8 protein-coding genes and 2 pseudogenes are annotated in these 12,661 nt (G+C 72.2%); 8 read left to right on the plus strand and 2 right to left on the minus strand.

The genetic code is table 11. From position 1 onward, the window contains the following. The 5 genes and pseudogenes from ND747_RS14045 to hypE all read left to right on the plus strand — a co-directional run. A partial coding sequence (locus ND747_RS14045) for a hypothetical protein (protein WP_251734063.1) occupies positions 1 to 1,140 on the plus strand: 1,140 nt, incomplete at its 5' end. Further along, on the plus strand, positions 1,137 to 3,659 hold the full coding sequence (gene hypF / locus ND747_RS14050) for a carbamoyltransferase HypF (RefSeq protein WP_251734064.1): 2,523 nt from the start codon (positions 1,137 to 1,139) through the stop codon (positions 3,657 to 3,659). The genes ND747_RS14045 and hypF, both read left to right, overlap by 4 nt. A 4-nt stretch (positions 3,660 to 3,663) precedes the next feature. Further along, positions 3,664 to 3,912, plus strand: a pseudogene (locus ND747_RS14055) (HypC/HybG/HupF family hydrogenase formation chaperone); the annotation flags it as partial. 92 nt (positions 3,913 to 4,004) lie between these two features. Then, positions 4,005 to 5,114, plus strand: a complete 1,110-nt coding sequence (hypD, locus tag ND747_RS14060) for a hydrogenase formation protein HypD (protein ID WP_251734066.1) — start codon at positions 4,005 to 4,007, stop codon at positions 5,112 to 5,114. Beyond that, on the plus strand, positions 5,111 to 6,208 hold the full coding sequence (gene hypE / locus ND747_RS14065; protein ID WP_251734067.1) for a hydrogenase expression/formation protein HypE: 1,098 nt from the start codon (positions 5,111 to 5,113) through the stop codon (positions 6,206 to 6,208). The genes hypD and hypE overlap by 4 nt, the downstream gene beginning before the upstream one ends. A 41-nt stretch (positions 6,209 to 6,249) precedes the next feature. Here the strand turns inward: hypE and ND747_RS14070 are convergent, their stop codons facing one another. Both ND747_RS14070 and ND747_RS30115 read right to left on the minus strand, forming a co-directional pair. Beyond that, positions 6,250 to 8,097 (minus strand): serine/threonine-protein kinase, encoded by a 1,848-nt coding sequence (locus ND747_RS14070; RefSeq protein ID WP_251734068.1) that lies wholly within the window; start codon positions 8,095 to 8,097, stop codon positions 6,250 to 6,252. A gap of 530 nt (positions 8,098 to 8,627) precedes the next feature. Beyond that, positions 8,628 to 8,753, minus strand: coding sequence for a hypothetical protein (locus ND747_RS30115; RefSeq protein WP_374216224.1), 126 nt, complete (start codon positions 8,751 to 8,753; stop codon positions 8,628 to 8,630). Between ND747_RS30115 and ND747_RS14075 the strand changes: the two are divergent. From ND747_RS14075 to recQ, 3 genes and pseudogenes are all read left to right on the plus strand, one after another. Continuing rightward, positions 8,750 to 9,709 (plus strand): annotated as a pseudogene (locus ND747_RS14075) (IS256 family transposase); the annotation flags it as partial. The gene ND747_RS30115 and the pseudogene ND747_RS14075 overlap by 4 nt on opposite strands. Beyond that, positions 9,706 to 10,299 (plus strand): AAA family ATPase, encoded by a 594-nt coding sequence (locus ND747_RS14080; protein ID WP_251734069.1) that lies wholly within the window; start codon positions 9,706 to 9,708, stop codon positions 10,297 to 10,299. The pseudogene ND747_RS14075 and the gene ND747_RS14080, both read left to right, overlap by 4 nt. Before the next feature lie 176 nt (positions 10,300 to 10,475). Continuing rightward, positions 10,476 to 12,479, plus strand: a complete 2,004-nt coding sequence (gene recQ / locus ND747_RS14085; RefSeq protein ID WP_251734070.1) for a DNA helicase RecQ — start codon at positions 10,476 to 10,478, stop codon at positions 12,477 to 12,479. Positions 12,480 to 12,661 lie beyond the last annotated feature (182 nt).

Genomic DNA, 12,661 nt, shown 5'->3' on the forward strand with positions numbered 1-12,661 from the left:
GCTCGTCGACCAGCTGGTCGGCCCGCACGGTGTCACCGCGAACAGCACTGCTTTCACCCGCCGCGACGTCTACCAGCGGCGCCGTCACCGACCGGCCTGTACGCGCCGCGCGGGGTGTGGCTCGGCGCGGACCTGCTGGTCGTCGCCGACACCGGCAACCACCGGGTGCTGATCTGGCACCATCGCCCGCGCACCGACGCCACGCCCGCCGACGTCGTCCTCGGCCAGCCGGATCTGCACAGTGAGGGTCCGGCCGCCGGTGGGCGCGGTCCGCGCCGTGGGCTGCGCCTGCCCACCGGTGTGCTGGTCACCGACGACGGGCGGCTCGTCGTCGGTGACGCCTGGCATCACCGACTGCTCGTCTGGCACACGGTGCCCACGTCCGACGACGTCGCGCCCGACCTGGTCCTCGGCCAGCCCGACGCGGACAGCACCGCCCCGAACCGAGGCGAGACGTCCGGCGGGTGCGGGCCGACATCGTTGTACTGGCCGTTCGGGATGGGACTGGTCGGCGGCCGGTTCTACGTCGCCGACACCGGCAACCGGCGGGTGCTCGGCTGGTCGCACGGCGTGCCGACCTCCCCCGACACGCCCCCCGACCTGGTCCTCGGCCAGCCCGGCCCGGCCGCCCGCGCGGACAACCGCGGCGGCGTGCCCGGCCCCGCGAGCTTCCGCTGGCCCCACGACATCGCCGGGACGCCCGGGCGCCTGCTGGTCGCCGACGCCGGCAACCACCGGCTCCTCGGCTGGTCCCCGCATCCGGACGCCGACACCGACGCCGACCTCGTCCTCGGCCAGCCCGACGTGCGGACCTGCACCGAGACGCCCTACGCCCCCGGCCGTCCCGACCGGCTGCGCTTCCCGTACGCCGCCGACTGCGACGCCACGCTGCTCGCCGTCGCCGACACCGCCAACAACCGCGTCCTGCTCTGGGAGCACGGTGGGGACGGCGACCGTCCCGGGCCGTCGGCGAGCGCGGTGCTGGGGCAGCCGAGCTTCGCCGACACCGGGGAGAACCGCTGGTCGAGCGTCTCCCGGGACACCTTCTGCTGGCCGTATGGGCTGTCCCTGCACGCCGACGGCCTCGCCGTCGCGGACTCGGGCAACAACCGGGTCGTCATCTGGGAGCGAACACCATGATCAGCGGGACGTCGCCGGTGACCCGGGTGCGCCGCCGGGTGGTCGTTGAGGGTGTGGTGCAGGGCGTGGGCATGCGTCCACACGTGTACCGGCTCGCCAGTGCGCTGCGGCTGACCGGATTCGTCGGCAACGACGCCGTCTCGGTGGTGGCCGAGGTCGACGGGGCCGCCGCGGACGTCGCCGAGTTCCTGCGCCGGCTGGCCGACCCGGCCCCGCCCCTGGCCCGCATCGACCGCATCACCGTCACCGACCTCGCCCCTGCTCCGGCTCCTGCCCCCGGCCCCGGGTTCCGGATCGTGGCGAGCCGGACCGCGACCGGGCCGCGTACGCAGGTCCCGCCGGATGCCGCGCTGTGCGCGGACTGCCGACGGGAACTGTTCGACCCGGCCGACCCGCGCCACCGGCATCCCTTCATCACCTGCACCAACTGCGGCCCCCGATTCACCATCATCGCCGCGTTGCCCTACGACCGGGCGGCGACGACAATGGCCCGGTTCCCGCTGTGCCCCCGCTGCGCCGCGCAGTACACCGACCCCGGCGACCGCCGCTTCCACGCCGAGCCGATCTGCTGCCCCGACTGCGGTCCCCAGCTGCGCTACGCGCCACTGGACGCGTCCGGGCCGGGCGTCGGACGAGCCGGGCAGGGCACGGACGCGGCGCTGGTGGCCGCCCAGCGGACGCTCGCCGCCGGCGGCATCGTCGCGGTCAAGGGGCTCGGCGGCTTCCACCTGGCCTGCGCCGCCGACGACGACGCGGCCGTGGCCCGACTGCGCGTCCGCAAGGGCCGCCCGGACCGTCCGTTCGCCGTCATGGCCCGTGACCTCGCGACCGCGGCTCGGTTCGCCCGGCTGTCCCCGACCGAATCCGCGCTGCTGCGCTCCCCGGCCGCACCGATCGTCCTGCTCGGCGCGCGGCACCCGGCCACCGCCGGCCAGCCGGCCGACCCGGTCGCGGGGGCGCAGCCGCTGCTGCTCACCGGGCCGGTGCTGGCGGCGGGGGTCGCACCGGGGACGGGGCTGGTCGGGGTGATGCTGCCGTACACCGCACTGCACGAGCTGCTGTTCGCCCCGGTCCCGAACGCCGCGGCGGGCGCCGTGCCGGAGGTTCTCGTGATGACCAGCGCCAACCGGGCCGGCGAACCGATCTGTTTCGACGATGCCACGGCCGTGGCGCAGCTGACCGGGCTGGCCGATGCCGTCCTCACCCACGACCGGCCGATCCTGGTGCCCTGCGACGACTCGGTGGTGCGCTGCGACGGCGACCAGGTGATCCCGCTGCGCCGGGCCCGCGGCCAGGTGCCGCTGCCGGTGCCGCTGCCCCGGACGGTCCCGGCGGTGCTCGCCGTCGGCGGTGACGGCAAGAACACGAGCTGTCTGACCGTCGACCGCCGCGCCATCCTGTCCCAGCACGTCGGTGACCTGGGCAGCCTCGCGGGGCTGGCCGCCTTCGAACGGGCCGCGGCCCACCTGTGCGACCTGTACGCGACGAAGGTCCGCCGCTTCGCCGCCGACCCGCATCCCGGCTACGCCACCCGGGCCTGGGCCGTCCGCGCCGCCGCACAGACGACACCGGCAGCGGGCCCGGGGCCGGGCGGTTCCGCGGAACCGCGGTTGGTGCAGCATCATCATGCGCACGTCGCGGCGCTGCTGGCCGAGCACGGTCGGCTCGGCCAGCGGATCCTCGGCTTCGCGTTCGACGGCACCGGCCACGGCCCGGACGGGACGGTCTGGGGCGGTGAGGCGCTGCTGCTCGGACCGGACGTCGCCGTCGCCGCCCGGATCGCCCACCTGCGGCCGGTGCCGCTGCCGGGCGCGGACGCCGCGGTGCGCCACCCGGGTCGGATCGCCCTGGCCCAGCTCGCCGCCGCCGGACTGCCCTGGGACGCGGATCTCCCGCCGGTCCGCGCCCACACCGCCGCCGAACTCACCCTGTTGCGCACCATGCTCGAACGCGGCGTCGCCTGTGTTCCCAGCAGCAGCATGGGACGCCTGTTCGACGCCGTAGCCGCCCTGCTCGGCGTCCGCCAGCACACCACCTACGAGGCGCAGGCCGCCACCGAACTCGAAGCGCTCGCCGCCACGCCGCCACCGCTGCCCGGCCGGGCCACCGCCGTGACCGCCGACGGGCTTGCCTTCGGACTGGCGGACGGGGTTCTCGACCCGGCGCCGGTGCTGGCCGGGATCATCGCCGGGCTGCGGGCCGGCAGCGCGCCGGGTGCGTTGGCCCGGGCGTTTCACCTGGCAGTCGCCGACGCGGTGGTCGCCGTCGCCGAGGAGGCGCGACGCCGGTACCGGGTCGATCTGGTCGGACTCACCGGCGGGGTGTTCGGCAACGTCACGCTGCTGCGGGCCTGCCGACCACGGCTGGCGGCGCGTGGCTTCACGGTGCTCGTCCATCAGGTGGTGCCGGCGGGGGACGGCGGGCTCGCGCTCGGCCAGGCCGTCGTCGCCGCGCTCGGCACCGTCCCCACCCCGTCCGACCTGCCCCTGCTACCCACGAAGCCCACGAAGGGAGTCTGACCCGATGTGCCTGGGCATACCCGGCCGGATCACCGAGATCTGGGACGACCGCGGCACCCGCATGGCGCTCGTCGACTTCGGCGGCGCCACCCGCACGGCGTGCCTGGCCTATCTGCCCGCCGCGTCCGTCGGCGACTACACGATCGTCCACGCCGGCTTCGCCCTGACCGTCGTGGACGAGGCTGCCGCCCACCGCACCCTCGCGACCTTCCGCGAACTGGGCCTGCTCGCCGACGAACTCGGACCCGGGCAGCTCGGACCCGGGCAGCTCGGACCCGGGCAGCTCGGACCCGGGCAGCTCGGACCCGGGCAGCTCGGACCCGTCCAGGTCGGGGAAGCGGGCCGATGAGGTACCTCACCGAGTTCCACGACCCGCAGCTCGCCGCGACGCTGCTCGACACGATCGCCGCCACCGCCACCCGTCGCTGGACGCTGATGGAGGTCTGCGGCGGCCAGACCCACGGGATCATCCGCAACGGGCTCGACCAGCTGCTCGCCGACCAGGTCGAGTTCATCCACGGGCCGGGCTGCCCGGTGTGCGTCACCGGACTGGAGATGATCGACCGCGCGCTGGCGATCGCCGCCCGACCCGAGGTCGTTCTCTGCTCGTTCGGGGACATGCTGCGCGTGCCCGGCAGCACCACTGACCTGTTCACGGTGCGGGCGCACGGTGGGGACGTCCGGGTGGTGTACTCGCCGCTGGACGCGGTCCGCCTCGCCGAGGCGCATCCCGACCGGCAGGTCGTCTTCTTCGCCGTCGGCTTCGAGACGACGGCACCCGCGGCCGCGATGGCGGCGGTCACCGCCCGGCGCCGGCAGCTGACGAACTTCACGATGCTGGTCAGCCATGTGCTCGTCCCACCGGCGATGCGGGCCGTGCTCGCCGCGCCCGACAACCGGGTCGAGGCCTTTCTCGCCGCCGGTCACGTGTGCACCGTGATGGGCACCGGCCAGTACGAACCGATCGTCGCCGAGCAGCACCTCCCGATCGTCGTCACCGGCTTCGAACCGCTGGATCTGCTCGACGGCGTCCGCCAGGCCATTGATCTGCTCGAGGCCGGTCGCACCGAGCTGGTGAACGCCTACCCCCGGGCGGTCCGTCCCGAGGGCAACCCGTCGGCCCGTCGGATGCTCGAGGAGGTGTTCGTCGTCTGCGACCGTTCCTGGCGAGGCATCGGGATGATCCCGGCGTCGGGCTGGCGGCTGGCCCCCGCCTGGGCGGACCTGGACGCCGAACTGCGTTTCGACGTCGCGGACCTCACCGTCACCGAATCGGCGGACTGCCACAGCGGCGAGGTCCTGCAGGGCCGGATCCGCCCCCCCGAATGCCCGTCGTTCGGAACGACCTGCACTCCGCGCCGCCCGCTCGGCGCGACCATGGTGTCCGCCGAGGGTGCCTGCGCGGCCTACTTCCAATACCGCCGCCTGGCGGCGGTGGACGGCGGTGGACGGTGACCGATCTCGCGTCCATCAGCTCCTGGACCTGCCCCGCACCGCTGCGCGAACATGCCCGAATCGTGCTGGGCCACGGCGGCGGCGGCGTCCTGTCCGCCGAGCTCGTCGAGCATCTTTTCCTGCCCGCCTTCACCCCACCGACGACGCCGACGACGCCGGAGGCGGCCAGGCCGGCCGATCCCGCCGCGCTGGCGGATGCCGCGGTGGTGGAGGTCGCCGGTGCGCGGGTCGCGTTCACCACCGACTCCTACGTCGTGCGACCGCTGTTCTTCCCCGGCGGTTCGATCGGCGAGCTTGCCGTCCACGGCACCGTCAACGACCTGGCCTGCCGCGGAGCGATGCCGCTGGCACTGTCCGCCGGGTTCATCCTCGAGGAGGGCCTCGAACTGGACCTGCTCGGACGGGTCGCCCAGGCGATGGGCCGCGCTGCGGCGGGCGTCGGCGTCCGGCTCGTCACCGGGGACACCAAGGTCGTCGAACGGGGTCTCGCCGACGGCCTGTACGTCAACACCAGCGGCATCGGCGTGGTCCCCGCGGGCATCGACATCCGCCCGGACCGGGCGGCGCCAGGCGACCGGATCCTGCTGTCCGGGCCGATCGGCGAGCACGGCATCGCCGTGCTCAGCGTCCGCGAGAACCTCGAGTTCGGCGGGGACGTCCGCTCCGACACCGCGCCGCTGCACGAGCTGGTCGCCGCCATGCTGGCGGCAGGCCGCACAGGCATCCACACGCTGCGTGATCCAACCCGTGGCGGGCTGGCGACGAGCCTGTGCGAGATCGCCGCGGCGGCCCGGGTCGGAGTGGAGTTCACCGAGTCCGCGATTCCCGTGCCGCCCGTGGTCGAGGCGGCCTGCAGCTTTCTCGGCCTCGACCCGCTGCACATCGCCAACGAGGGTCGTCTGGTCGCCTTCGTCGCCGAGTCCGACGCCGACGCCGTGCTCGCCGCCATGCGCGCCCAGCCGACCGGCCGCGACGCGGTCCTGATCGGCACGGTCACCGCCGAGCATCCGGGCGTCGTCGTCGCCCGCACCGCCTTCGGCGGCACCCGGGTCGTCGACCGTCCCCTCGGGGAGGCCCTCCCCCGCATCTGCTGACCCGCCGGCCCCGCGCCGCGCTCAGGCGGGCGCGGCGCGGATCAGCCGGCGGCGGCGATCCGGGTGACACAGCCATTGGCCGCCAGGTAGACCTGGCTGTGGCCACCCGGGTCGAGGCGGACGGTCGGCGCGTCCGGGGCGGCGGTGGCGACGTCGATGTCCTCGCCGGAGTCGACGTCGCGCAAGACGAGATCGCAGGTCTCGCTGCCGTTGAAGTCGCGGACCTGGACCTCGACCGCGGGTGGCGCCTGGAACGCGGTGCTGTCCCCGTTGTGCTGGACGGTGAAGGGCAGCGGAGCATCACCGGCACCGTCGATCGCCTGCAGAACGCAGCCCGGCACCGCCGGAGAGACGTCCAACGTGAAGTCGCCGGTCAGGTGCACCTGGTAGCTCTCCTCCCCGTAGACCCCCGAGGGCAGGGAGAGACCAGGCGGATTGCCGCTGCCTGCCGTGGTGACCGTGCAGCCCTCGTCGTTCCCGGACTGGCGATCAGAGATCATCAGTCGCCACGGCCCGGTGGCGGTGTAGGTGAGCGTCGCGCCCCCGGCCGAGTCGTCCGACCCGTCGTCGCCGCCCGTCAGGATCACGGCCACGATGGCGGCGGCCGCGGCGAGTACGACGAGGGCCGCTCCGACTCCGAGCGCCCGCCCGCGTCGCCGTGGACGAGCGGTCCGTCCGGACCCCTCCCCTGCGCCAGGACCAGCTCCAGCCCCGGACTCCGCGTCGGCCGAACCCCTCGTCGAGACGGCAGAGAGGTTCCATGGCGGGGTCCCGCCGGACCCGCCAGCACCCGCAGGACCCGTGGCAGCAGTCTGTGCGGTGGGCGACCCCGATCCAGCCGCGCCCAGAACCGCCAGGCCGGCCGAGTCGGCCGAGTCGGCCGAGTTCACGGCAGCGGGACGAGCCAGGGAACCGGAAGGCGGGGGACTGTCGGTCGGGGTCGGTGTCACGACGGTCTCGGGAACCATCCGGGCCGGGCCGATGCCATCTGGCTCACCTGAGCCACCCACACCGCCGACGGTTCCAGCACCACCGGGCCCGATCTGGCGGGCAGGGCCGAGGTCGTCGAGCAGAGCTGCACGAAGCTGGGCCGCGGTGGGACGGTCTGCGGGCTCGCGGGACAGCGCCTGGCGGACGATGTCATGCAGCGGCTCGGCGATCCGCGAGTAGTCGACGCGCGGCTCCTCGTGCACGATCCGATAGGCGATCGCCTCGGGCGGCCCCTGCCCGTACGGCGCAACGCCGGTGGCGGCGTAGCAGATCAGGCCGCCCCAGGCGAACACGTCCGCGGCTGCGCCGATCTCGCCGGAGACGAGCTGTTCGGGCGAAAGCCAGCCCGGCGTGCCGATCAACGTCCCGGTGACCGTGAGCTGGCCGGCGTCACGCACCGCCGCCACCCCGAAGTCGATGACGATCGGGCCGTCGACGGTCCACATGACGTTGGATGGTTTGAGGTCCCGGTGGATGAGGCCCGGGGTGTGGATGGACACCAGTGCATCGGCGAGACCGGCGGCGAGACGCCGCTGCTCGGCGGCGGTCAGCAGGCCGTGCTGGGTGACCTGCTGTTCGAGGGTCGGGGCGGCGAGGAACTCGGTGGCGATCCACGGCGGGTCAGCCGTGATGTCGAAGTCGAGCAGCGTGGCGGTGTGGCTGCCGCGGACCCGGAAACAGGCCTGCAGCTCCCGCTGGAAGCGCACCCGGAAATTGGGGTTGTCCGCCAGTTCCGACCGAATGATCTTGATGGCCACCTGGCCGAGCGGACCGTCGCCGAGATAGACCACCCCCATCCCGCCACCGCCGAGCCGACCGAGCAGACGATGCGGCCCGACCTGGACCGGGTCGGACAGGCGCAGAGCGGCAACCGCGACCGGCGCCGGATCGGTGGACATCGTGCGATCCTCTCCTCGGCCCGGACGGAGAACCCACCCGTGGACCACCGTGGCAAATCACCTGGATCGTAACGAGACGCCGACCGTTGTCCACCAGGGCCGACCCGCGCGGTGCGACGGGCTCCACCAGGCCCGCCACCTCTGCGTTCGACCGCCGACGCACCCGCGGCAGCTTCGCCCACGCCCCGGCACCCACCTCCCTGCGCCGCTCCCACCCGACCACATCACCAACCCTCCCACCCCCAGCTCGATAATCATTACTTCCGGGTGCGCACTCACGTGCGATACCACGAACCATTCGACACAGACCAGTCTCCATACGTGGGACCATCTGGTGACCGCCAGAACAATTCACCGGTCACGTCCGCAGCTCAGATTAGCGCGCCGCCATGGTCGGTCAAATCGTTGTCCACAGGCCTGTGCCGTGCGACCGTTCAGGGGTCACGTTATCCACAGGGCTATACGTGGACTAGACATCCCCTGGTCCGAACCGATGTTCGACATGCGGGATGGGTTCGATTAGGGTTCTGTCATGCCTTTCGATCCGAAGGAACACACCGGCCCCGCACCCCCGGCACCTTCCGAAAGCAACACCACCGGCCCGGCCGAGGGTGCGACCGGTCATTTTCCCAGGTCCAGGAATCTACTTTTCGCAGTCGAGGTCACCGGACCACGGGTCAACGACCGCAGGGCCGACGCGGACACCGGCGAACGGAAGAGGTTCTCCTCGGCAGTCCTCCCGCCGTGGTGCCGCCGCTCCCCGAAGATCGCCGAGGTGCTGCCGCTGCTCTACCTGCACGGCCTGTCCAGCGGTGACTTCGTGCCCGCGTTGGAGCAGGTCCTCGGCTCGGGTGCCGGCCTGTCCGCCTCGACGGTGACCCGGCTGACCACGGTCTGGCAGGGCGACTACCAGGCGTTCACCGTCCGGGATCTGGCCGGCGTGGACCACGTCTACCTGTGGGCCGACGGGATCCACGTCAACATCCGCCTGGACGAGGACCAGCTGTGTCTGCTCGTCCTCATCGGGGTCCGCGCCGATGGCCGCAAAGAACTCGTCGCTCTGGCGGATGGCTACCGGGAGTCGGCCGGCTCGCGGGTGGATCTGCTGCGCGACTGCGCGCGGCGTGGCATGTCCGCCCCGGTCCTGGCGGTCGGGGGCGTCTTTTTTCAGACTGCCGAACAGCGCTGCTGGGTCCACAAGACCGCGAACGTGCTCGCCGTACTCCCGAAATCGGCGCATCCCGGGGCGAAGAAGCACCTCGCTGACATCTACCACGCCAAGGATAAGATCCACTCCACCGCCGCGACGACGATGCTCACCGCTGCCTACGGGGCGAAGTTCCCCAAAACCGCCGCGAAGGTCATCGGCGACCTGGAGGTGCTGCTGGCGTTCTACGACTACCCCGCCGAACACTGGGCGCGCCTACGGACCACGAACCCGATCGAGTCCACGTTCGCGACCGTGCGCCACCGCACCCTCGTCACCAAAGGGTCGGGATCACGGGCCGCCGGACCAGCCATGGCCTTCAAGCTCATCGAGGCGACCCAGGACCGCTGGCTGGCGGTCAACGCACCCCACCTCGTCGAACGCCCACAGGCACGCGCCGCATGAGCAGTCCCCGTCCCGCCCACCCGGGGGCGCCGGCCCACGCCTCGGACGCGCCAACCGGCAGAGTGATCGTGATGACCGGGCCGCCCGGTGCGGGCAAGAGCACGATCGCCCGACGGGTGGCCGACCGGCTCTCACTCAGCGTGCACCTGCACGCCGACGACTTCTGGCACTTCATCCGCCAGGGCGTCATCGCGCCCTACCTACCCGAAGCACATCACCAGAACACGATCGTCATCAACGTCGTGGCCCACACCGCGTTCGGTTACGCCGCCGGCGGCTACGACGTGATCTGCGACGGCATCATCGGCCCCTGGTTCCTCGACGCCTTCCGTGCCATCAGCACGACCAGCGGAATCGAGCTGCACTACCTCGTGCTGCGCCCCGACGAAGCGACGACGCTCCGCCGAGCTACCAGCCGAACCGCCACCGACGCGTTGACCGACCCCGAACCGATCCGCTCGCTTCACCACCAGTTCAGCAGCCTCGACACCCTCGAACCCCACGTGTTGGACTCCAGTCGCATGGATCCCGCAGCCACGGCCGAGGCCGCATTGCACGGCATCACCAACGGCCGCTACCAGCTCAGTTGAGCTCTATCAGTTCGCCACACGACCCGCGGGTTCTGACAATTCCTCACGCGTCAGGCACGGTCCCTCCTGACTGCCTGACCGATCGTTGTCCACAGGTGCCGTCAGGACCGTTGCCGTCGTCCACAGCTACCGACCCGTGACGTCAGGGGTCGCAGCGCCCGCCGTAGGGTGGCTCAATGACCTCGCCGCCCCGCTCCGCGGATCTGGCCCGGGCTTTCGACCAGGGTCCGGCCGGTCCCACCGACGCAGGTGGGGCAGGTGAGGCGGGCGGCGGTCACGCTGGCGATGGGAGTGCAGCCCCCTCCGCCGGGGAGGTCCTGCAGCGGGTCTTCGGCTATGACGCGTTTCGCCCCGGCCAGCGCGAGATCATCGACCATGTCGTGGGCGGTGGCGACGCGCTGGTGCTGATGCCGACGGGTGGCGGCAAGTCGCTGTGCTACCAGATTCCCGCCCTGGTGCGCCCAGGTACGGGGGTCGTCGTCTCACCGCTGATCGCGCTGATGCAGGACCAGGTCGACGCACTGCGGGCGCTCGGTGTGCGGGCCGGGTTCCTCAACTCCACCCAGGATCTCGACGAGCGGCGGGCGGTCGAAGGCGCGTTGCTTGCCGGCGAGCTCGATCTCGTCTACCTCGCGCCGGAGCGGCTGCGGGTCGAAGCGACGATGCGGCTGCTCGACCGGGCGTCGATCTCGCTGTTCGCGATCGACGAGGCTCACTGTGTGGCCCAGTGGGGGCACGACTTCCGGCCGGACTACCTGCAGGTCTCGATGCTGCACGAGCGTTGGCCGGCGGTGCCGCGGATCGCGCTGACGGCGACGGCGACCCCGGAGACCCATCGGGAGATCACTGCCCGCCTCGAGCTCGCCGACGCGCACCATCACGTCGCAAGCTTCGACCGACCGAACATCCAGTACCGCATCGAGTCGAAGAAGGAACCGAAGGCGCAGCTGCTGGAGCTACTGCGCACCGAGCATGCCGGTGACGCCGGCATCGTCTACTGCCTGTCACGTGCGTCGGTGGAGCGCATCGCCGAGTTCCTCGTCGCGCAGGGCATCCCCGCGTTGCCCTACCACGCGGGGCTCGACGCCCGCACCCGCGCCACCCACCAGTCCCGATTTCTGCGGGAGGAGGGCATCGTCATGGTGGCGACCATCGCGTTCGGCATGGGCATCGACAAGCCGGACGTCCGCTTCGTCGCCCACCTCGACCTGCCCAAGTCCGTCGAGGGCTACTACCAGGAGACCGGCCGCGCCGGGCGGGACGGGCAGCCGTCCACGGCCTGGCTCGCCTACGGCCTGCAGGACGTCGTCCAGCAGCGGCGGCTCATCGACTCCTCCCCCGGCGACGCGGTGCATCGCCGCCGGCTGTCCACGCATCTGGACGCGATGCTCGCACTGTGCGAAACCGTTGAATGCCGCCGAGTGGGCCTGCTGGCCTACTTCGGCCAGCGCGGTACGCCGCCCTGCGGCAACTGCGACAGCTGCCTGCACCCGCCCGAGTCGTTCGACGGCACGATTCCCGCGCAGAAACTGCTCTCCACGGTGCTGCGCCTGGATCGGGAACGCCACCAGCGGTTCGGCGCCGGCCAGGTCATCGACATTCTTCTCGGCCGGCGCACCGCGAAGGTCGAGCAACATCGACACGACACACTCAGCGTCTTCGGAGTCGGCGCTGACCTGCGCGAGTTGGAATGGCGTGCCGTCGTGCGCCAACTGCTCGCGCAGGGGCTGCTCACCGTGCAGGGCGAGCACGGCACCCTGGCACTCACCGAGGCCAGCGCCGATGTACTGCGCGGATCCCGCCAGGTCGCGCTGCGCCGCGAACCGGCCCGGCCCGTACGCGCCGCCGGTACGCGAAGCGAAGCAGGCGCGCGGGGCGAGGGCGGCACGCGAAGCGAAGGCAGCGGTAGCGGCGGTCGGTCCCGGCGCGGGGCGGCACCGGTGGAGCTACCGGCCGAGGCAGCACCGATCTTCGAGGCACTGCGGGCCTGGCGGGCCGCGAGCGCCAAGGAACAGGGCGTGCCCGCGTACGTCATCTTCCACGACGCGACACTGCGCGAGATCGCCAGCCGCAGACCGGCCGACCTGGCCGCGCTCGCCGGCATCAGTGGAGTCGGCGAGAACAAACTGGCAAAATACGGGCAGCAGATCCTGGCGGTGCTGACGGAATACCCCGGATAGCGGTAAGCCGGCTCGGTTAGCATTCTTGCGGTCAATCCTGCCCATCCTCCGGGAAGAGCGATCTCGAATGCCGGATCCGCGACCCCGTCCGTTCGCCGCCGACCTCCGCCCGCCGACGTGGTCGTCGAGCCGGCGCAACTGCACGACCCGTCCTTCGACCCGCTCCGCCAGCGCCGCGCCCA

It is taken from the genome of Frankia sp. R82 (assembly GCF_023716925.1).
Taxonomy (GTDB): domain Bacteria; phylum Actinomycetota; class Actinomycetes; order Frankiales; family Frankiaceae; genus Frankia.